The 19,773-nt window shown below is 65.6% G+C and carries 16 protein-coding genes and 1 pseudogene; 10 read left to right on the top strand and 7 right to left on the bottom strand.

Annotated elements, in window-relative coordinates:
* Entirely contained in the window at window positions 1-378 is a 378-nt protein-coding gene (locus B3547_RS12220) for a DUF952 domain-containing protein (RefSeq protein WP_292963490.1), read from the bottom strand.
* Window positions 375-3,110 carry a DNA gyrase subunit A gene (gene gyrA, locus B3547_RS12225; RefSeq protein WP_292963493.1) on the bottom strand — a complete coding sequence of 912 codons (2,736 nt, stop codon included), beginning with the start codon at window positions 3,108-3,110 and terminating at the stop codon, window positions 375-377. Before gyrA ends, B3547_RS12220 begins: the two co-directional genes overlap by 4 nt.
* 320 nt (window positions 3,111-3,430) lie before the next feature.
* Between gyrA and B3547_RS12230 the strand changes: the two genes are divergently transcribed.
* The gene (locus B3547_RS12230) at window positions 3,431-4,774 is read left to right on the top strand and encodes a hypothetical protein (RefSeq protein ID WP_223806397.1); all 1,344 of its coding nucleotides are present in this window, start codon (window positions 3,431-3,433) and stop codon (window positions 4,772-4,774) included.
* Window positions 4,775-4,857: 83 nt separating this feature from the next.
* Here the strand turns inward: B3547_RS12230 and B3547_RS12235 are convergent, their stop codons facing one another.
* Window positions 4,858-5,511 carry a carbonic anhydrase gene (locus B3547_RS12235; protein ID WP_125955541.1) on the bottom strand — a complete coding sequence of 218 codons (654 nt, stop codon included), beginning with the start codon at window positions 5,509-5,511 and terminating at the stop codon, window positions 4,858-4,860.
* Between the two features lie 66 nt (window positions 5,512-5,577).
* Here B3547_RS12235 and lipA point away from each other — a divergent pair.
* Window positions 5,578-6,523 (top strand): annotated as a pseudogene (gene lipA, locus B3547_RS12240) (lipoyl synthase).
* Window positions 6,524-6,529: 6 nt separating this feature from the next.
* On the top strand, window positions 6,530-6,991 hold the full coding sequence (locus B3547_RS12245) for a type II toxin-antitoxin system RatA family toxin (protein ID WP_124807376.1): 462 nt from the start codon (window positions 6,530-6,532) through the stop codon (window positions 6,989-6,991).
* Here B3547_RS12245 and B3547_RS12250 read toward each other — a convergent pair.
* From B3547_RS12250 to B3547_RS12260, 3 genes are read right to left on the bottom strand one after another with little or no spacing between them, the layout of a single operon-like run.
* Window positions 6,952-7,455, bottom strand: a complete 504-nt coding sequence (locus B3547_RS12250; protein WP_124807375.1) for a CinA family protein — start codon at window positions 7,453-7,455, stop codon at window positions 6,952-6,954. The two genes, B3547_RS12245 and B3547_RS12250, sit on opposite strands and share 40 nt — an antisense overlap.
* 18 nt (window positions 7,456-7,473) lie before the next feature.
* Entirely contained in the window at window positions 7,474-8,031 is a 558-nt protein-coding gene (locus tag B3547_RS12255; RefSeq protein WP_292963501.1) for a hypothetical protein, read from the bottom strand.
* An 11-nt stretch (window positions 8,032-8,042) separates the two neighbouring features.
* Window positions 8,043-9,227: a bifunctional 2-C-methyl-D-erythritol 4-phosphate cytidylyltransferase/2-C-methyl-D-erythritol 2,4-cyclodiphosphate synthase gene (locus B3547_RS12260; protein ID WP_292963504.1), complete on the bottom strand. Its 1,185-nt coding sequence runs from the start codon at window positions 9,225-9,227 to the stop codon at window positions 8,043-8,045.
* An 82-nt stretch (window positions 9,228-9,309) separates the two neighbouring features.
* On the opposite strand from B3547_RS12260, the gene dusB reads away from it, so the two are divergent.
* The 7 genes from dusB to hflX all read left to right on the top strand — a co-directional run bounded on the left by dusB (window position 9,310) and on the right by hflX (window position 18,821).
* A complete protein-coding gene (gene dusB, locus B3547_RS12265) occupies window positions 9,310-10,326 on the top strand; it encodes a tRNA dihydrouridine synthase DusB (protein WP_292963507.1) in 1,017 nt (338 codons plus the stop codon).
* A complete protein-coding gene (locus B3547_RS12270; protein ID WP_124807371.1) occupies window positions 10,323-11,444 on the top strand; it encodes a two-component system sensor histidine kinase NtrB in 1,122 nt (373 codons plus the stop codon). The genes dusB and B3547_RS12270 overlap by 4 nt, the downstream gene beginning before the upstream one ends.
* Window positions 11,441-12,913 carry a sigma-54-dependent transcriptional regulator gene (locus B3547_RS12275; protein WP_292963511.1) on the top strand — a complete coding sequence of 491 codons (1,473 nt, stop codon included), beginning with the start codon at window positions 11,441-11,443 and terminating at the stop codon, window positions 12,911-12,913. The genes B3547_RS12270 and B3547_RS12275 overlap by 4 nt, the downstream gene beginning before the upstream one ends.
* Before the next feature lie 79 nt (window positions 12,914-12,992).
* A complete protein-coding gene (locus tag B3547_RS12280) occupies window positions 12,993-15,239 on the top strand; it encodes a sensor histidine kinase (RefSeq protein ID WP_414690556.1) in 2,247 nt (748 codons plus the stop codon).
* A 54-nt stretch (window positions 15,240-15,293) separates the two neighbouring features.
* On the top strand, window positions 15,294-16,679 hold the full coding sequence (locus B3547_RS12285) for a sigma-54-dependent transcriptional regulator (protein ID WP_124807368.1): 1,386 nt from the start codon (window positions 15,294-15,296) through the stop codon (window positions 16,677-16,679).
* Between the two features lie 186 nt (window positions 16,680-16,865).
* Window positions 16,866-17,447, top strand: a complete 582-nt coding sequence (gene hfq / locus B3547_RS12290) for an RNA chaperone Hfq (RefSeq protein ID WP_124807367.1) — start codon at window positions 16,866-16,868, stop codon at window positions 17,445-17,447.
* Window positions 17,448-17,471: 24 nt separating this feature from the next.
* Entirely contained in the window at window positions 17,472-18,821 is a 1,350-nt protein-coding gene (gene hflX / locus B3547_RS12295; protein WP_292963518.1) for a GTPase HflX, read from the top strand.
* On the opposite strand, the gene mazG is transcribed toward hflX, so the two are convergent.
* Window positions 18,798-19,610, bottom strand: coding sequence for a nucleoside triphosphate pyrophosphohydrolase (mazG, locus tag B3547_RS12300; RefSeq protein ID WP_292963521.1), 813 nt, complete (start codon window positions 19,608-19,610; stop codon window positions 18,798-18,800). The genes hflX and mazG overlap by 24 nt on opposite strands.
* Window positions 19,611-19,773: the final 163 nt, after the last annotated feature.

The raw sequence follows: 19,773 nt of genomic DNA on the forward strand, positions 1-19,773 counted from the left end.
CTATTTCCCGCTTCCTGAAACGGGTTGATATATCTGTTTTGGCAGGATGATCGATCCATCCCCTCGTCGCTCCAGCGGACCATAGGCGATCACCGCGTCCAGCGGCAGGCCGGTGCCGTAAATGTGCGGGAACAATTGCCCCCCGCGCGAAGGTTCCCACTTCACCGCATCGCCCAGCGCGTCCAGATCGACCATGACGATGTGCAGGTCGGTCTGCCCGGCGAAGTGCTTGCCGATCGTTTCGGCAAGCTGCCCGGCGGTGGAGAGGTGGATATAGCCGTCGGCCAGATCGACCGGCGCACCGGCGAAGCGGCCGCTATCGGCCAGCTCCGCCATCTGCGGCGCGGTCAGCACCTTGTAGGCGACGGCAGGGGTCATGCCTCGGACGGCGCCTCGCCATCGGGCGCACCTTCCGGCACTTCGCCTTCGCTGCCCTCTTCCTCGGCCAGACGCACCGCGCTGACCACATGTTCGTCATCGGCGACGTGGAAGAGCCGCACGCCCGCGCTGCCGCGCCCGATCACGCGCAGCGAATCGAGCGGCAGGCGGATCAGCTTGGCCTGATCGGTAACGAGCATCAGCTGGTCGGCCTGCACCGCCGGGAAGCTCGCCACCACCGGGCCGTTGCGGCCGATGTTGTCGATATTGGTGATGCCCTGGCCGCCACGGCCGGTGCGCCGGTACTCGTAGGCGGACGATAGCTTGCCATAGCCGTTGGCGCAGACGGTGAGGATGAACTCCTCCTTCTCGGCCAGCTCGGCATAGCGCTCCGCCGCCATCTGCGGTTCGCCTTCCTTTTCCGCCTTCCACGGGGCGAAGCGAAGGTAGTCCTCGCGCTCGTCCTGATCCTTCACGCCGACGCGGTGGAGGATGGACAGCGAGATGACCTCGTCGCCTTCCTTCAGCGACATGCCGCGCACGCCGGTGGACGTGCGGCTCTGGAATTCGCGCACGTCGTCCGCCGGGAAGCGGATGGCCTTGCCCTGCCGGCTGGCCAGCAGCACGTCATCGCCTTCGGACAGCAGGGCCACGCCGATCAGGCGATCCTCGCTCTCTTCCTCGAACTTCATCGCGTACTTCCCGTTCGACGGGATGTTGGCGAACAGATCCATGGCGTTGCGGCGCACGTTGCCTTTCGCCGTGGCGAACATGACGTGGAGCTTGCTCCATTCGCCTTCGTCCTCGGGCAGCGGCAGCACGGCGGCGATCGTCTCGCCCTGGTCAAGCGCGGGCAGCAGGTTGACCACCGGACGGCCGCGCGTGGCCGGCCCACCTTCGGGCAGGCGCCACACCTTCAGACGGTAGACCTTGCCAGCGGTGGAGAAAAACAGAACGGGCGTGTGGGTGCTGGTGACGAACATGTTCGCCACGGCATCCTCTTCCTTCGTCGCCATTCCGGAACGGCCCTTGCCGCCACGGTTCTGCGCGCGGAAGGTGGAGAGCGGTGTGCGCTTGATGTAGCCATCGAGCGTGATCGTGACGACCATGTCCTCGCGCTCGATCAGGTCCTCGTCCTCGATCCCGTCCGCCGCCGGTGCGATCAGCGACACGCGCGGCGTGGCATAGGCATCGCGCACCTCGATCAGTTCCTGGCGCATCACGCCATAGAGCTTCACGCGGTCGGCCAGGATCGAGAGGAACTCCTCGATTGCCTTGGCCAGCACTTCCAATTCGTCGCCGATCTCGTCGCGGCCGAGCGCGGTCAGGCGATGCAGGCGCAGGTCGAGAATGGCGCGAACCTGCGTTTCCGACAGGCGATAGCTTTCGCCGCCGATGCTGGCATCATCCTCGATCGCTTCGACCAGCCGGATATAGGGCGCGATCTCGCCCATCGGCCATTCGCGGGCGAGCAGCGTTTCGCGCGCCAGCGCGGGATTGGCCGATCCCCGGATGATCCGCACGACTTCGTCGAGATTGGTGACCGCGATGACGAGGCCGAGCAGGATATGCGCCCGGTCCCGCGCCTTGTTCAGTTCGAACTTGGTGCGCCGCGTGATCACTTCCTCACGGAAGCGCACGAAGGATTCGATGATGTCCTTCAGGCTGAGGATTTCCGGGCGGCCGCCACGGATCGCCAGCATGTTGGCCGGGAAGTTCGATTGCGCGGGCGTGTTGCGCCAGAGTTGGTTCAGCACCACTTCGGGCGTAGCGTCGCGCTTGAGGTCGATGACCACGCGCACGCCTTCGCGGTTGGATTCATCGCGAATGTCCGAGATGCCCTCGATCCGCTTGTCCTTGGCCGCTTCGGCGATCTTCTCGACCAAGCCGGACTTGCCGACCTGATACGGGATCGAGGTTAGCACGATCGAGCGGCGATCGCCCCGGCCTTCCTCGATCTTGTGGCAGGCGCGCATGATGATCGAGCCGCGGCCTTCGTGATAGGCCTTGCGCGCTCCGGCCGCGCCCAGGATCAGCGGCGCGGTTGGGAAGTCCGGCCCCGGAATGATCTCGATCAGTTCGTCGATCGTGATCAGCGGGTTGTCCATGTAGGCAAGGCAGCCGTCGATCACCTCGCCCAGGTTGTGCGGCGGAATGTTGGTCGCCATGCCGACCGCGATGCCGCCGGCGCCGTTGACCAGCAGGTTCGGGAAGCGCGCGGGCAGCACCGAGGGTTCCTGCCGCGACCCGTCGTAGTTATCGGTGAAATCGACGGTATCCTTGTCGAGATCGTCGAGCAGCGAATTGGCCACGCGCGCCAGCCGCGCCTCGGTATAGCGCATCGAGGCCGGCGGATCGGGATCCATCGAGCCGAAGTTGCCCTGGCCGTCGATCAGTGGCAGGCGCATCGACCAGTTCTGCGTCATGCGCGCCAGCGCATCATAGATCGCGCTGTCGCCGTGCGGGTGATAGTTGCCCATCACGTCGCCGACGATCTTGGCCGACTTGCGATAGGGCCGCCCGGCGACGAAGCCGCCTTCCTGGCTGGCGAAAAGAATGCGGCGGTGGACCGGCTTCAGCCCGTCGCGCACGTCGGGCAGCGCACGGCTGACGATCACGCTCATCGCGTAATCGAGATAGCTGGTCTTCATTTCATCGACGATGTCGATCCGCTGGAATTCGGGTTCCGGCGCGGGGGCAGGGGGATCGATGATGGTGGTGTCGTCGCTCACGTCGGTGGCTATTTCGCTCTAGTTGTCAGGATTGAACGATGGCCCTAGGACAATCGGGCGGGAATGGCCAGCAACGCCGGGAATTTCGGGCCGTTTCGGGGGTAGTTTTCCACACATGCGACAGGTTGACCGTGTTGCGGGACGAAGTGCCGTTCAATCGCGGTTCACTGCGCAAAAGGTATCGCCGGAGCGGTTGCAAAGGTCATGATTCCGCGCCACTAGCGGAGCCGGCCACAAGTCAACGAACGCCGGCCGGGGCAGGGTGCAAAAGCGATTTCACAACGCTTGCCTTCGGGTTTCCGGGTCGAACAGGAGAATGCATGATGCGGGTTTCTTTCGGGAAGTTTGCCAAGGGTGGTGCAGCCCGCATGGCGCTGGCGACCGCGCTGGCAACCGGCCTTGTCGCGGGTGGAGCGACGCTGGGCGCGACAGCCGCCGTCGCCAAGGAAAAGGAAGCGGCCAAGGCCGGCGCCTTCTCCAAGGAATTCGTCGCCGTCGCCGGGCCTTTGCAGAAGGCTCTGGGCGATGCGGCCGCCGCCAAGGCGAAGGGCGCTTCGGACGCCGATATCAAGACGCAGCTTGCCGGCGCTCCGGCGCAGCTGGCAGCCGCCGAAGCCGCGATCAAGAACCCCACCGACCGGATGACGGCCGGCCAGTTCGCGGTGAACCTCGGCGGCATGCTGGGCGACATCGGGATGCGCGAGCGCGGCATCAAGAACATGCTCGACAGCGGGCTGGTGCCCGCCGACAAGGTCAGCGAATACCAGTTCTATCTCGGCAACTTCGCCTATACGCAGAAGGACTGGCCGGTCGCTGTCGATGCGCTGACCAAGGTCGTGCAGGCGAACTACAGCGAGGACACGGCGGCGGAGTTGCTGGCTGATGCCTACGTGCAGCAGGGCAAGTCGGCGGAAGGCCTTCAGGCGCTCAAGCTCGCCGTCGACACGCGCAAGGCCGCCGGTGGCACCGTTCCCGCCGACTGGTTCAAGCGCGCCAACCTGATCGCCTACAAGGCGAAGCTGGGGCCGCAGGCGATCGAATGGTCGACGATGATGGTCGCAAACGATCCCTCGCCGATCAACTGGCTGGGCGCCGGCCAGCTGACCCGCGAATTCGGTACGTTCACCAATCAGGAATCGCTCGATCTGGGCCGCCTGATGATGCGTTCGGGGGCTTTCCAGAGCGATCCCAAGTATCTCGAACGCGAATACGTCGAATATATCGAGGCCGCCGACCCGCGTCGTCTGCCGGGCGAAGTTCTGAAGGTGGCGGAAGCCGGCGTCGCCGCCGGCGTGCTGCGCGCGAACGACCAGTTCGTGGCGGACGCGATCTCGCAGGCCAAGGGCCGCATCGCGGCGGACAAGGCCTCGCTGCCCGGCCTGGAGCGCGATGCCCGCGCCGGCGCCGATGGCAAGGGTGCGCTGGCAACGGCCGACGCCTACCTGTCCTATGGCGATGCCGCCAAGGCCGAGGATCTCTACAAGCTGGCGATCCAGAAGGGCAACATCGACAAGGATCGCGCGCTGACCCGCCTGGGCATCGCCCAGTGCGATGAAGGCAAGTACGAGGAAGCCAAGGCCACCTTCGCCCAGATCACCGGTGCCGTCCGCGCGCCGCTGGCCAAGCTGTGGACGGTTTACGCGACCACCAAGGCCGCCAAGTAGCCGCTGGCGCCAGGTGTATGAAAAAAGGGGGCGGCCACTGCGGTGGTCGCCCCCTTTTTTGCGTCCTTCACCCGGACAGGGGTTTACCCGACGGGATGGAAATCGCCGCTGGCTTCATCCAGCAGGTGAAGAACGCCGTCTGAAATCGCGAAGAAGGCGCCGCGCAGGATGAGTTCGCCCCTGGCCTCCTTGCGCTGGATGCACGGGAAGGTGCGCAGATTCTTGAGGCTGGCCTTGACGCCGGCCTGCTCCATCGCACGCTCGGCCGTGCGCCCGGTCGTGCCGTGCGCCTCGGCCACGGGCTCGCGCGCCTCGTCCAGCAGGGCGATCCAGTCGGCGATGAAGCCCCCTTCGCCCGGTTCTGTTCCGCGCAGTTCCTGTGTCAGCGCGGCCTTGCAGCCGCCGCACATGCCGTGGCCCATGACCACGACTTCCTTCACCTTCAGTACCTGCACCGCGAATTCCAGCGCGGCGGACACGCCGTGATGGCCCGGGGAAGTTTCGAACGGCGGCACCATCGCCGCCACGTTGCGCACCACGAACATCTCGCCGGGGTCCGTATCGAAGATCTGCGCGGGATCGACGCGGCTGTCGGAGCAGGCGATGATCATCACGCGCGGCTCCTGCCCTTCGCTCAGCTGCTGCCAGCGTTCGAGGCGAGGCGTCCATCCATGGTCACGGAAACGGCGATAGCCGGCGATGAGCTTGTCCAGCTCTGGCGATGAATCGTCTGACATGGTGAAGGCTAATGCGCGGGTCGATTGCCACTTTCAAGTGCCCGAAGATGCGCCTATCTGGACGCCATGAACGATCTAGCCTCATCGCCTCGCCCGGAACGCCAGCGCAAGCCGGACTGGATCCGCGTGAAAGCGCCGACCAGCCGTGGTTACGGCGAAACGCGCCAGCTGATGCGCGACCTTCGGCTGAACACCGTTTGCGAGGAAGCGGCCTGNNCCGAACATCGGCGAATGCTGGACCAAGAAGCACGCGACCGTGATGATCCTGGGCGACGTCTGCACGCGCGCCTGTGCGTTCTGCAACGTCAAGACCGGCATGCCGCGGGCCGTCGATCCGCTTGAGCCGGATCACGTGGCCGAAGCGGCCGCGAAGATGGGGCTGGAACATATCGTCATCACCTCGGTCGATCGCGACGACCTGCCCGATGGCGGCGCTTCGCAGTTCGTCAAGGTGATCGAGGCGCTGCGTCGCGCCACGCCGAAGACGACCATCGAAATCCTGACGCCCGATTTCCGCAACAAGATGGAAAGCGCGGTGGAATCGATCGTCGCGGCCGGGCCGGACGTGTACAACCACAACCTTGAAACCGTGCCCCGGCTCTATCCCACGATCCGGCCCGGCGCCCGTTATTACGCTTCGCTGCGTCTGCTGGAGCACGTGAAGCGGCTCGATCCGCGCATTTTCACCAAGTCGGGCATCATGCTGGGGCTGGGCGAGGAGCGCCTCGAGGTCCATCAGGTGATGGACGACATGCGTTCGGCGCAGATCGACTTCCTGACGATGGGGCAATACCTCCAGCCCACTCCCCGCCATGCCAGCGTGGCCGAGTTCGTGACGCCCAAGGCATTCGAGGCCTATGGCGCGATCGCGCGGGCCAAGGGCTTCCTGCAGGTCGCCGCCAGTCCGCTGACCCGGTCCAGCTATCACGCCGGTGACGATTTCCGCGAAATGCGCGCCACCCGTGAAGCGCAATTGGCCAAGGCCGCGCAGAAGGCCGCAGCGCAGGGCTGATCGGGCGTGCCGCATATCGCCGAGAAGCGGCGCCTGCCCTGGTCGCCCGAACAGATGTTCGATCTGGTGGCGGACGTGCGCCGCTATCCCGAATTCCTGCCATGGGTCGTCGCCACGCGCATCCGTTCGGAAAACGAGTCGGAAATGATTGCGGATATGCTGGTTGGCTTCAGCGCGCTGAAGGAGAAGTTCACCTCGCGCGTGCGGTTCGATCGTCCGCGGGGAATCGTCGTCGAATACCTCGACGGCCCGTTGCGCAAGCTGGAGAACAACTGGGCCTTCGCGCCGGATGGGGAAGGGGGCTGCATCGTCGATTTCCAGGTCGACTTCGCGTTCCGCAACGTCATTTTCGAAAAGCTTGCCGGGCAGTACCTCGACAGCGCCTTCCGCAAGATGGTGGCCGCGTTCGAGACGCGGGCGGAAGCGCTTTACGGCAGCAGCAGGTCCAGCGCGACCAGCGTTGCCTGACGGCGCACGTCCGCGCGCGTCTTCGCGTCCTCGAAGAACTTCATCTCGGCATTGACCGCTTCCGGGTCCTCGCCGCGTTCGGCCTTGGCGAAAACGACCGTCCCCACCGGCTTCTGCGGCGATCCCCCGTCCGGCCCGGCCACGCCGGTGATCGCCACCGCCACGTCCGCGCCGGAATGCTTGAGCGCTCCCTGCGCCATCGACCAGGCGACGGCGACCGAGACCGCGCCGAACGTGTCGATCACGTCCATGGCCACGCCCAGCATCTCGTTCTTGGCTTCGTTGGAATAGGTCACGAAACCGCGATCGAGCACGGCCGAACTGCCGGCGATTTCGGTCAGCGCGGCAGCGACTAGCCCGCCGGTGCAGCTTTCGGCCACGGCCACCTTGCGGCCGGCAGCCAGATTAGTCTCGATCACGCGGCGCGCCAGATCGGCGATGTCGGCGGGAAGCAGGTTGTCCATGAAATCGGGCTTTCGGTGTCAATTCTGCGCGGGGCAGATCAACAGCTTGGGAGTCTTGCCGGGCTTGGGCTTGTCCGCGACAGACAGGATGAAGGTGATCAGTTCGGCGGTGTTTTCCGGCGGCAGCGGCGCCAGCAGGCGGGCACCGCGTTCGATGGCGACGCATTGATCCGGCTTGATCCCGCTGCCGACCAACTGGCCGACCATGCCTTCCGCAAAGGGCTGAAGCGCCTCGTCAGGCATCTTGGCGAGAAGATCGCGCGTCTGGGCATCGCCCTTGTCCCCGCCCAGCTTGAACAGGGCGGCCTTGGCCGTGGGCCAGGCGGCGGCCTTGCCCGCCGCATAGCGGGCAACCAGCGATCGTCCCTGCGTGGCGAAATAGCCGTTGGGGGAAAGCTGAGGCTGGGAGGTGGTGATGGCGCTGTTCATCACGGTCGGCAGCGCGAACGTGACAAGGCCCGTCACTTCCCGTTCGGTCAGGCAATTCTGCGCCAGAGCGGCCTGCGACTGGAGAACAAGCGCGGCACCCGCGACCAGCGTCGCGGCGATTCTGGTGGAAGAACTGACAGGACGCATGGCGTTTCCTTTCACTGGACCGGAACGACGGTGGCGACGGCTTGTGCGGCGATGCCTTCACCCCGTCCGGTCATGCCAAGCCGTTCGGTGGTCGTGGCCTTCACGCTCACCCGGCCAATGTCAATTGCAAGAATCTCCGCCAGCCTTGCGCGCATCGTCGCCTTGTGCGGGCCGATTTTGGGCGCCTCGCAGATGATCGTGACGTCAACATGCGCGATGGCGTGGCCGGATTGCGCGACAAGCTCGGCCGCGTGCGCCAGGAACCGGTCGGAAGAAGCGCCTTTCCAGCGGGCATCGGACGGCGGAAAATGGTCGCCGATGTCGCCGGCGGCGATGCTGCCAAGCAGCGCATCCACCAGCGCATGGATCGCCACATCGGCATCGCTATGCCCGGACAGGCCGTGGGTGTGATCGATGCGCAGCCCGCATAGCCACAGTTCCTCGCCGGGGACGAGGCGATGGACGTCAAAGCCCGATCCTGTGCGGGGAAAAGGAATCGTCACCGCGTTCTCCTGAAGGTCACTCTCTCGCAGGTCACTGGCGAATGTGACCTTGCGCAGCCTTTCCTCACCCTGAACCAGCGCGACCGCGTGCCCGGCGGCGACGGCGACCTGCGCGTCATCACCCGCTTCGGCTTCGCCCTGCCAAGCACGGTGCGCGGCTAGGATCACCGGGTAGCGGAACGCCTGGGGCGTCTGCACTCTATAAAGCCCTTCGCGCCGCGCCGGTTCCAGCATCATGCCGTCTCCGCCGCGCACGAGGCTGTCGACGACAGGAAGGACCGGAATGGCCGCTTCGTGCCGGGTCAGCGCTTCCACCAGCGCCACGATCACGCTTTCCGGCAGATCGGGGCGGGCGGCATCGTGGATCAGCACCAGGTCGGGGGCGTCGGCTTCGAGCGCTTCCAGCGCGGCGCGCACCGAAAGCTGGCGTGTGGCGCCACCCGCCACAAGGCGGACATCGGAAATCCCGGCGAGCGACTCCTCGGCGGTTGCGCGCCAGTTCTCCGGAATGGCGACGACGATGGGAGCGATGCCTGCGTCCGCCATCCGCTTCACCGAATGGCGGACAAGCGGTGCGCCGTGCCACTGGGCGAACTGCTTGGGGACGGAGCCACCGGCGCGCAGACCTTGGCCAGCCGCGACGACAACGGCCGCGACTCGCTTGCCGGCCGGATCGGGAAACGTGTGGTTCATGCGGGCGCGCCTCTATCAGCCTTGCCGTGCGCCCCGCAATGGACTAAGCGCTGCCTGTTTTTTAGGCAGATTTGTACATACGATGAGCACGCTCCCGCATCCTCCGCGCCTCGCACCGCTTCAGGTCGGGCCGGTGCGTATCGATTGTCCGGTGATCCTCGCCCCGATGACCGGCGTTACGGACATGCCCTTTCGCACGCTCGTGCGGCGCTTCGGATCGGGCCTTAACGTTACCGAGATGATCGCCAGCCCGGCGATGATCCGCGAGACCCGGCAATCGCTTCAGAAGGCCGCCTGGGATGCCGTGGAGGAGCCGGTTTCGCTCCAGCTGGCCGGTTGCAACCCGGTCGAGATGGCGGAAGCGGCGAAACTGAACGCCGACCGTGGCGCCGCGATCATCGATATCAACATGGGCTGCCCGGTGAAGAAGGTGGTCAACGGCGATGCCGGATCGGCTCTGATGCGCGATCTGCCGCTGGCCGCTTCGCTGATAGAGGCGACGGTGAAGGCGGTGGACGTGCCCGTTACCGTCAAGATGCGCATGGGCTGGGATCACAACGCGCTGAACGCGCCCGAACTGGCGCGGATCGCCGAGGATCTCGGCGCCAAGCTGATCACCGTTCACGGCCGCACGCGCAACCAGATGTACAAGGGCAGCGCGGACTGGGCCTTTGTGCGCAAGGTCAAGGAAGCGGTATCGCTGCCGGTCATCGTCAACGGCGACATCTGCGGCATCGAGGACGTGGCCACCGCGCTGGAACAGAGCGGCGCGGATGGCGTGATGATCGGGCGCGGCGCCTATGGCAAGCCGTGGCTGCTGGGGCAGGTGATGCACTGGCTCGAGACCGGCCATTTGCGGGCAGATCCATCGATCGACGAACAGTATCGGCTGATCGTGGAACACTACCAGGCCATGCTCGATCACTACGGCGCGGAAACCGGCGTGAAAATGGCGCGCAAGCATCTTGGCTGGTACACCAAGGGGCTGCCCGGATCGGCCGAATTCCGCAACCGGGTGAACTTCATCGATGACCCGCGCGAAGTGCTCGATAGCCTGGCACGCTTCTACGCGCCCGCGGAGCATCGCGCGGCGGCATGACCGGGGCGGCGGACTGGCGCCTGCCCGACGCGGCCAGGCCGGATGCCAAGCGCCTGATCGGCAGCATGCCGATGGCGGTTCTGCTGATCGCGCCCGACCTGTCGATCGTCTCCGCCAACCCGGCCGCCGAACAGTTGACGGGGCAGGGCGCGAGCCGCCTCGTGGGGCGCCGCGTGTCGAGCCTGTTCGAGTTCGACGAACCACTGATCATGAATCGGCTTACGGAAGGCGAGGCGCAGCTTTCCGCGCGCGACGCGCAAGTTCGGATCAACAACCAGCCCGCGCGCAGGCTTGACGTCATGACCGCGCCGGTGGCGCATACCCCGGGCTGGCAATTGCTCGTGCTGCACGAACCCATCGGGGTCGAGGCGCTGGGCGGCAGCGTGGGCGGGGCAAGCGATCAGGGCGGGGTAACGCTGCGCGCGCCCGAAGTCTTGGCGCACGAGATCAAGAATCCGCTCGCGGGAATCAGGGGGGCGGCCCAGCTTCTCAACCGCAAACTGGAAGGAAGCGACCGGGCGCTGACGGAATTGATCACCTCGGAAGTCGACCGCATTGCGAAACTGATCGACCAGATGCAGTCACTTTCCCGGCGCAGCCAGGAACCGGCGGTGCCGTGCAATCTGCATGAAGCGGTGCGGCGCGCGCAGGCGGTTATCGCGGCAAGCGACCCGGGGCGGGTGGTGATCGAAGAGGAGTTCGACCCTTCGCTGCCGCCGATCATGGCCAATCCCGACGCTCTGGTGCAGGTCCTGCTGAATCTTCTGACCAACGCGCGTGAGGCGTGCGAAGGGCAGACGGACCGCCGCATCGCGGTGCGCACGCGCTTCGCCAGCGGTATCCAGTTGCACACGGGGCCGGAAGGCAAACCCTTGCGCCTGCCGATCGAACTTCGCGTGAGCGATAACGGGCCTGGCATAGACCCCGCGCTGCGCGATCATATTTTCGAGCCGTTCGTCACCGCCAAGAAGCAGGGGCAGGGGCTGGGATTGGCGCTGGTGCAGAAGCTGGTGCGTGAAATGAACGGGCGGATCAGCCATGATCGGGACGAGGCACGGGGCTGGACGCATTTCCGCCTGCATCTGCCGGTGGCGGGAACGGTGAGAGGACAGGCATGAAGAAGTACGTCCTGCTGGTGGAGGACGACGCCTCGATCGCCCTGGTCATCACCGCGGCGCTGGAAGCGGAGGGCTTCCTCGTCGACCGCTGCGACAGTATCGCCGAACGCGACCGGCTGCTGGCCGGCCAGCGCTATGGGCTGATGCTGACCGACGTTATGCTGACCGATGGCGACGGCATCGAAACGCTGGGGCGCGTGCGGCAGGGCTATCCGCGGCTGCCGATCATCATCCTGTCCGCCCAGAACACGCTGGATACCGCCGTGCGTGCCAGTGATACCGGCGCCTTCGAATATTTCCCGAAGCCTTTCGATCTTGAGGAACTTGTCCGCACCGTGCGCCAGGCTTTTGCCTCGGCGGCGACCACGGAAACCGAGAACGAGCACGAAGACGTGCCACAGGCGCTGCCGCTGGTCGGGCGCAGCCAGGCCATGCAGGCGGTCTATCGCATGATCACGCGCGTCCTGCGCAACGATCTTACCGTCCTGATCCTGGGTGAGTCCGGAACGGGCAAGGAACTGGTCGCCGAAGCGGTCCATCAACTTGGCAATCGCTCCGCCGGGCCGTTCGTGGCGGTGAACACCGCGGCCATTCCCGGAGAACTGATCGAAAGCGAACTGTTCGGCCACGAAAAAGGCGCGTTCACAGGCGCGGTGGCGCGCCATGTCGGCAAGTTCGAGCAGGCGGGCGGCGGCACGCTGTTCCTCGACGAAATCGGCGACATGCCGATGCAGGCGCAGACCAGGTTGCTGCGCGCGCTCCAGTCCGGGCGGATCCGCCGCGTCGGCGGGCGTGACGAAATCACGCTGGATTGCCGTATCATCGCGGCCACCAACAAGGATCTGCTGCCGATGATCGCGGCCGGGCAGTTCCGCGAAGATCTGTACTACCGCCTTGCGGTCGTGCCGATCGAATTGCCCCCCTTGCGCGATCGGGCGGACGATATCGAGGCGTTGTCGCGGCATTTCCTGTTCCAGGCCGCGTCCGAAGGGCTGCCGCGCCGCCAGCTTTCGCCCGGCGGCGTGGCCTTGCTCGCCCAGCAACCGTGGCGCGGCAACGTGCGTGAACTGCGCAACTTCATCTATCGCCTCGCGCTGCTGGCGCGCGACGAAGTGATTGACGCCAGCGCGATCGAGCCCCTGCTGATCCAGGACGGTCCGGCATCCCCTCGGCCCGTCGAAGACATCGGCGCGCACACCACGGCCAGCAGCGGCACGTCGGGTGAGGGCGGGGCGACCGATTTCGCCTCCGCGTTGGCGCACTGGTTGGAGCAGGCGCGTCCCGCAGCCGGCGTTCTCTATGATGAGGCGCTGGCCGCTTTTGAGAAGCCGCTGTTCCTTCATGCCTTGTCGCAGACCGGCGGAAACCAGCTGCGCGCGGCCCACTTGCTGGGGATCAATCGCAACACCTTGCGCAAACGTCTGGCCGAACTGGGCATCCATCCCGACGAGGCGATCCAGCGCGTCTGATTTCCGGATCGTTCCACCTCCCGCCGAACGGCAGAATTTACTTGCGCTTGTGCAACAGCGGTGTTGTATATGAGCAACTATGGTTGGTGAAGGCAAAGCTGGCGTGAACCGCTCGCCGCGCTGGTGGCGGCGCTTGCTGATCGGCCTGCGGCGCGCCAACGTGTTCTTTCTGCTGGAACTCGTCGCCACGACCGCGCTCGTCGCCATGCTGGCGGTAAGCTGGATGTCGGTCAGCGCCAATACTGCCAGCAACCAGTTGCTGCCTTCGCGGCTGACGTCCACGCTGCTGATCGGCACGCTGGTTCCGGCGATGGCGCTGATCGTGCTTGTGGGCCGGCGGATCGCGCTGCGCCGTGCCAAACAGAGTGGTCTGGGCGCCAGTGGGCGCCTGCACGTCCGCCTTGTCTGGCTGTTTTCGCTGATCGCCGCGATCCCGACCCTGCTGGTGGTGATCTTCGCCTCGCTGCTGTTCCAGTCGGGCGTGGAGTTCTGGTTTTCCGACAACTCGCGCGGAATGCTGGAGAACGCCAACAGTCTGGCGCGCGGATACTACGCGGACAAGCTGCGCGATGTCGGCAACGAAAGCGTAGCCATGGCCAGCGATATGCGCGCCTATCTGAACCAGACGCCGATCACCAGCCAGGACTTTGCCGAGGGGTATTCGTGGCAGGTGATAAGCCGCAAGCTGAACGAATCCGCGCTGATCGAAAAGGGACCGGACGGCAATTTGCGCACCGCCGCCATTGTCGATCCCAACAGCGACGAGAGCCGCGAGCGGATCACGCCGGACGATATGAAACGGCTCAATGCGGGCGAAGCCGTGGTGGTCAAGGCTTCCGCCCAGCGGATCGAGGCGATCTCCACGGTCGATCCCGTGCGGGGCATTTATCTTTATGTCGCGCGCAATTCCGATACCTTGGCGCTCAACCAATGGGCGCGCGCGCAGAGCGTGCTCAAGGCCTATGACATTCTCAGCGGCCGCGCGCGCGCGCTGCAGTTGCGATTCAACCTCGCGCTGCTCACGATCAGCCTGGCGCTCGTGGGGCTGGCGGTGTGGGTGGCGCTGCGCTTCGCCGACCGGCAGGTTTCTCCGTTGGTGGAACTGGTGTCCGCCGCGCGGACGGTGGGTAGCGGCAATTTCTCCATGCGCGTGGCGCATCGCGGCGGCACCGACGAAATCGCGCTGCTGGCGCGCGCGTTCAACCGCATGACCGCGCAACTTGAAGGACAGACGCAGGCGCTGGTCAGCGCCAACAGCCAGCTCGAGGTGCGCCGCGCCTTCATCGAGGCGGTGCTGGAATCGATTACCGCCGGCATTATTTCGGTCGGACCTGACGGGACCATCCAGCTCGTGAACAGTTCGGCGCAAAAGCTCCTGCAGGCGGCGGGCGCGCCCGATCTGCTCGGCCGCCCGCTGGACCGGATCGCCCCGCAGTTCTCCCAGCTTGCCGCCAGCGGCCAGCACGGGGGCATCGTTCAGTATGCCAAGGGCGGCGATCTGCTGACGCTGGCGGTGAAAATCACCGCCGATCGCAACGGCCACGTCATCACCTTCGAGGACATCACCCGCCAGTTGCTAGACCAGCGGCGCGCGGCCTGGTCCGACGTGGCGCGCCGGATCGCGCACGAGATCAAGAACCCGCTGACGCCGATCCAGCTTGCCACCGAACGCCTGCGCCGCCGCTATGGAAGGCAAATCACCACCGACCCGGAGCTGTTCGAGGAACTGACCAGCACCATCATCCGGCAAGTGGGCGATCTGCGGAAGATGGTCGACGAATTCTCGTCGTTCGCGCGGTTGCCCAAGCCCGTGTTCAGGGCGGAGGATGCGAGCGATCTCGTGCGGCAGGCGCTGTTCCTTCAGGAAGTGGCGCATACCGAGATCACCTATAGCTTCAGTTCCGACGGGGATTCGGCCGCTATCCAGTGCGATCGGCACCAGTTCGGCCAGGCGATGACCAACGTGCTCAAGAACGCGGCGGAAGCGATCGACAGCCGGGCGCGCAAGGAGGATGTCGATTTCAGGGGGCGCATCGCCGTGCACCTGGCCAGTACCGATACCGCCGTTACCGTCACCGTCACCGACAACGGGATCGGCCTTCCGGCGGAGCGCGAGCGCATCCTGGAACCGTATATGACCACGCGCGAGAAGGGCACCGGTCTGGGGCTCGCCATCGTGAACAAGATCGTCGAGGAACACGGCGGGGAAATGACGTTCTCATCGGCGGATGAAGGTGGCACGTGCGTCTCCATGCGCTTCGCGCGCGAGCCGCAATCCGAAGCGGCGGCGGCACCGGAACCACCCGGCGTCGTCACGGTCTCCTGAACCGGCGCGTGAAATCAAGATTTACGGAACCTGCTCGATTTACGGAACCCGCACATGGCACTCGATATCCTGATCGTTGACGATGAACGCGATATTCGCGAGCTCGTCGCGGGCGTCCTCAGCGACGAAGGCTATGGCTGCCGTCTTGCCGCCGACAGCACCGCCGCGCTGGCGGCGATCGACGAGCGCCGGCCCAGCCTCGTCCTGCTCGACGTATGGCTTCACGGCAGCCCGATGGACGGGCTGGAAGTGCTGGACGAGATCAAGAAGCGCGAGCCGGAACTGCCGGTGATCATCTTTTCCGGTCATGGCGGCATCGATACCGCGGTATCCGCGATCAGCCGCGGCGCGATGGACTTCATCGAAAAGCCGTTCGAGGCGGAACGCCTGCTGCTGCTGGTCGAGCGCGCCACCGAGACCGAAAGACTCCGTCGCGAGAACGCGCGGCTGCGCAGCGGCTTTGCCACCGCTGACGAGTTCACCGGCAACAGTTCATCGATCAATGCGGTGCGCGCCACGCTGAAGCGCGTGGCCAACACCGGCAGCCGCCTGCTGATTTCAGGCCCGGCGGGATCGGGCAAGGAAGTGGCCGCCCGCCTTCTTCACAGCTGGAGCCCGCGCGCGCAGAGCGCGTTCGTCACGGTCAATTCCGCCCGGATCACGCCCGAACGGTTCGAACAGGAACTGTTCGGGGAAGAAGCCGATGGCAAGCTGGTTCGGGCCGGGCTGCTCGAAATGGCCGATGGTGGCACGCTGTTTCTCGATGAAGTGGCGGACATGCCGCCTTCCAGCCAGGCGCGCATCCTGCGCGTGTTGACGGAACAATCGTTCGTGCGCGTGGGCGGGCATCGCCAGATCCGCGTGGACGTGCGCGTGGTCTCGTCGTCGTCACGTCCGCTGGAAAAGGAAATCGCCGAACGACGCTTTCGCGAGGACCTTTACTACCGGCTCAATGTCGTGCCGGTGACGATTCCCTCGCTGGCGGAACGGCGCGACGATATTCCCGCGCTGGTGGACCATTTCTTCACCCGCTACGCCACCGAGCAGGGAATTACCCCACCGGCCATATCGCCAGAGGCCATGGCCGCGCTGCAAAGCCACGACTGGCCCGGCAACGTGCGCGAACTGCGCAATGTCGTGGAACGGACCGTCATCCTGGCACCGCGCGACCGGTTGGGCCGGATCGATTCCGACATGCTGCCGTCAGAGATCGTCAGCGGCCGCCTGGGGGCGGAAGCGGGTACGCCGGCGCTGATGGGCGTGCCGCTGCGCGAAGCGCGCGAGAACTTCGAGCGGGAATATCTCAAGGTCCAGATCCGGCGCTTTTCGGGCAATATCTCGAAAACCGCGAACTTCATCGGCATGGAGCGCTCGGCGCTGCACCGCAAGCTCAAGCTGCTGGGCATGGTCGACCGGCGCGAAGACGAAATCGACGACTGATTTCCGACGGCGAGGGGGCAATTGCGTTTTCTGTCGGAACTCTTGCGCATTTTCCAAGTTTACGCGCAAGGGTTCCCGCAATAAGAGAGTCATCGAAACCGGCTTGAACGGGTTCCGGCGACGGAGCTTCGAACACGCCAGATCGCGACGCCACAAAGGGCGCGCCAATACGAAGGAGTCACAAGAATGACCGGCAAGACACTTTCCGCACGTCCGCGCGCGAAGGCCGAAGCGGCACCCGCGGCCGAAACTGCCCCAGCACCTCAGTCCGGCGCGCCGGCAGGCGGGGCCAAGGGCCAGAACCTTCAGGACCTTTTCCTGAACCACCTGCGCAAGAACAAGATCCCCGTCACCATGTTCCTGGTGAAGGGCGTGAAGCTGCAGGGCATCGTGACGTGGTTCGACAATTTCTCCATCCTGCTCCGCCGGGATGGGCAATCGCAGCTTGTCTACAAGCACGCGATTTCCACGATCATGCCGGGCCAACAGCTTTCCGTGGCGCACTTCCAGGGCGCGAATGACGAAGGCGGCCGCAAGCGCCTGCTGCAGGAAGTTTTCCTCTCCAGCGTGCGCGATGCCGGCGTGCAGGTGACGATGTTCCTCGTCAACGGCGTGATGCTGCAGGGCAAGGTCGCGGCCTATGACCTGTTCTGCATGCTGCTGGAGCGCGAAGGCTACGTCCAGCTTGCCTACAAGCATGCGGTTTCCACCATCCAGCCCGCAGGCCATGTCGACCTGACCGGCGATTGGGACGGCGAAAGCGCCTGACCCGGTGGCTTCGGACGCGTCCTGATGAGTTCGTTCGAGTTCGGGAACCGCTCCGAAGAACAGCGCAATGAAGTGGCCCGCGGCGCCCGCGCGCTCGTCGTTCTGCCGGATATCCGGCAGCGCGGCGGCGGGCTGGGCGACGATACCGAGGCGCGCCTGGAAGAAGGGAAGGGGTTGGCCCTCGCGATCGGGATCGAGGTGGTAGATGCCTTTGTCCTGCCGATCCGCGCGGTGCGTCCCGCCACCCTGTTCGGCGAAGGGCAAGTGGAGCGGATGGCGGTTGCCGCCAACCAATCCGATGCCGAACTGGTCATCGTCGATGGCGCGCTTTCGGCGATCCAGCAGCGCAATCTCGAAGACAAGCTCAAGCGCAAGGTCATCGACCGCACCGGCCTGATCCTGGAGATCTTCGGCGAGCGCGCGGCGACTGCCGAAGGGCGTCTGCAGGTTGAACTCGCCCATCTCGATTACCAGGCGGGGCGGCTCGTGCGCAGCTGGACCCACCTTGAACGCCAGCGCGGCGGCTTCGGCTTCCTGGGCGGTCCCGGCGAAACCCAGATCGAGGCCGACCGGCGGCTGATCCGCAACCGCATGGCGCGCATCCGCCGCGAACTGGAGCAGGTCCGCCGCACGCGCGGGCTCCACCGTGACCGGCGCCAGCGCGCGCCCTGGCCGATCATCGCGCTGGTCGGCTACACCAACGCGGGCAAGTCTACGCTGTTCAACCGCCTGACCGGCGCCGGGGTGATGGCCGAAGATCTGCTGTTCGCCACGCTGGACCCCACGATGCGGGCGATCCGCCTGCCGGGCGTTGAAAAGGCGATCCTTTCCGATACCGTGGGTTTCATTTCCGATCTGCCGACCCAGCTTGTCGCCGCCTTCCGCGCCACGCTGGAGGAAGTGACGGCGGCGGACGTCATCGTCCATGTCCGCGATATCGCCAACCCGGCCACGTCCGCGCAGAAGAAGCAGGTCGAGGAAGTCCTCGCCGATCTCGGCGTGATCGGGGAGGAGGGGGCCACCATTCCGATCATCGAGGCGTGGAACAAGTGGGACCTGCTCCCGGCCGACGAGCGCGCGATGCGGCTGGACCTGATCGCGGCCGACGTGCCAGACCGCCCTGTCGTGCCGATTTCCGCGATGACGGGCGAGGGTGTGGATGACCTGCTTGCGCGCCTGGGCACGATGCTGACCGGCGGCGCGACCGAGCTGGAACTCTCGATCCCGATGGGCGACGGCCAGAAGCTGGCGTGGCTCCATGCGCATGGCGAGGTTCTGTCGGAGCGCGAAACGGAGAGCGGCACGGGCGAACCGCAGGTGCGGCTGAAAGTGCGGCTGACGCCGCGCGAACTAGGGCGCTTCAACAGCCTCTGACGCTTTGACCGCCTGCCACAGTGCTTCCTGTTCATCCAGCGTCAGATCGGCAAAGCGCCCCCCCGCCATGGCTTCCATCGCCCGGAATCGCCGCTCGAACTTGGCGTTGGCGGCCCGCAGCGCGTCTTCGGGCGCAATGCCGTGGCTTCTGACCACGTTGACGGCGGCGAACAGCAAATCCCCCGCTTCTTCCAGCCGTTCCGCATCGTTCCGCGCGGCTTCCAGTTCAGCGGCTTCCTCGGCCAGCTTGGCTGCCGGCCCGGCGGTGTCGGGCCAGTCGAAGCCTTGCCGCGCGGCCCGTTTCTGGAGCTTTTCCGCACGCATCAGCGCGGGCAGGGCAACGGCCACGCCGTCCATGGCGCTTTGTTCGCCCTTGGCGGCCCGTTCGCCCGCCTTGAGCGCTTCCCACCGGTCCTCGCGGGACTGGTCCGGATCGCCGTCCCCAGTGCTGGCATCGCCGAAGATATGCGGATGCCGTTTCTCCATCTTGTCCGAAATCGCGTTGGCGACGTCGGCGAAGGCGAACAGGCCGGCTTCCTCGGCCATGCGGCTGTGGAACACCACCTGGAACAGCAGATCGCCCAGTTCCTCGCGCAGCGCCGCCATGTCGCCGCGCGTGATCGCATCGGCCACTTCGTAGGCTTCCTCGATCGTGTAGGGGAAGACGGTGGCGAAAGTCTGCGCCCGGTCCCATTCGCACCCCGATTGCGGATCGCGCAACCGCGCCATGATCGCCAGAATGCGGGATATCGCGTCGGCGGGCAGGGGAGTGGATGCTGGCGTTGTCACGGGGAATCGTCCTGGCCGGGGAAGGGCAGCTTGTTCCCTATGCCAGCGCAACGGCGATGTCACCGGCGGCGCATCGACCATCGGATCTGGGGCGGAATGGAGCATTCTCGCCCACCGTTCCCTTGATCCGATCCGGCGCATGTGAAACCGTCGGGGAGCACTT

The organism is Novosphingobium sp. UBA1939 (genome assembly GCF_002336885.1).
Classification (GTDB): domain Bacteria; phylum Pseudomonadota; class Alphaproteobacteria; order Sphingomonadales; family Sphingomonadaceae; genus Novosphingobium.

Excerpts from the sequence above, each read along its gene's own strand:
- B3547_RS12250 (WP_124807375.1), bottom strand. The coding sequence starts at position 7,455 with ATGGACAACCTGCTTCCCGCCGACATCGCCGATCTGGCGCGCCGCGTG.
- B3547_RS12230 (WP_223806397.1), top strand. The coding sequence starts at position 3,431 with ATGATGCGGGTTTCTTTCGGGAAGTTTGCCAAGGGTGGTGCAGCCCGC.
- B3547_RS12260 (WP_292963504.1), bottom strand. The coding sequence starts at position 9,227 with ATGAACCACACGTTTCCCGATCCGGCCGGCAAGCGAGTCGCGGCCGTT.
- B3547_RS12275 (WP_292963511.1), top strand. The coding sequence starts at position 11,441 with ATGAAGAAGTACGTCCTGCTGGTGGAGGACGACGCCTCGATCGCCCTG.
- B3547_RS12270 (WP_124807371.1), top strand. The coding sequence starts at position 10,323 with ATGACCGGGGCGGCGGACTGGCGCCTGCCCGACGCGGCCAGGCCGGAT.
- B3547_RS12220 (WP_292963490.1), bottom strand. The coding sequence starts at position 378 with ATGACCCCTGCCGTCGCCTACAAGGTGCTGACCGCGCCGCAGATGGCG.
- hfq (WP_124807367.1), top strand. The coding sequence starts at position 16,866 with ATGACCGGCAAGACACTTTCCGCACGTCCGCGCGCGAAGGCCGAAGCG.
- hflX (WP_292963518.1), top strand. The coding sequence starts at position 17,472 with ATGAGTTCGTTCGAGTTCGGGAACCGCTCCGAAGAACAGCGCAATGAA.
- dusB (WP_292963507.1), top strand. The coding sequence starts at position 9,310 with ATGAGCACGCTCCCGCATCCTCCGCGCCTCGCACCGCTTCAGGTCGGG.
- B3547_RS12285 (WP_124807368.1), top strand. The coding sequence starts at position 15,294 with ATGGCACTCGATATCCTGATCGTTGACGATGAACGCGATATTCGCGAG.
- B3547_RS12280 (WP_414690556.1), top strand. The coding sequence starts at position 12,993 with ATGGTTGGTGAAGGCAAAGCTGGCGTGAACCGCTCGCCGCGCTGGTGG.
- B3547_RS12235 (WP_125955541.1), bottom strand. The coding sequence starts at position 5,511 with ATGTCAGACGATTCATCGCCAGAGCTGGACAAGCTCATCGCCGGCTAT.
- B3547_RS12255 (WP_292963501.1), bottom strand. The coding sequence starts at position 8,031 with ATGCGTCCTGTCAGTTCTTCCACCAGAATCGCCGCGACGCTGGTCGCG.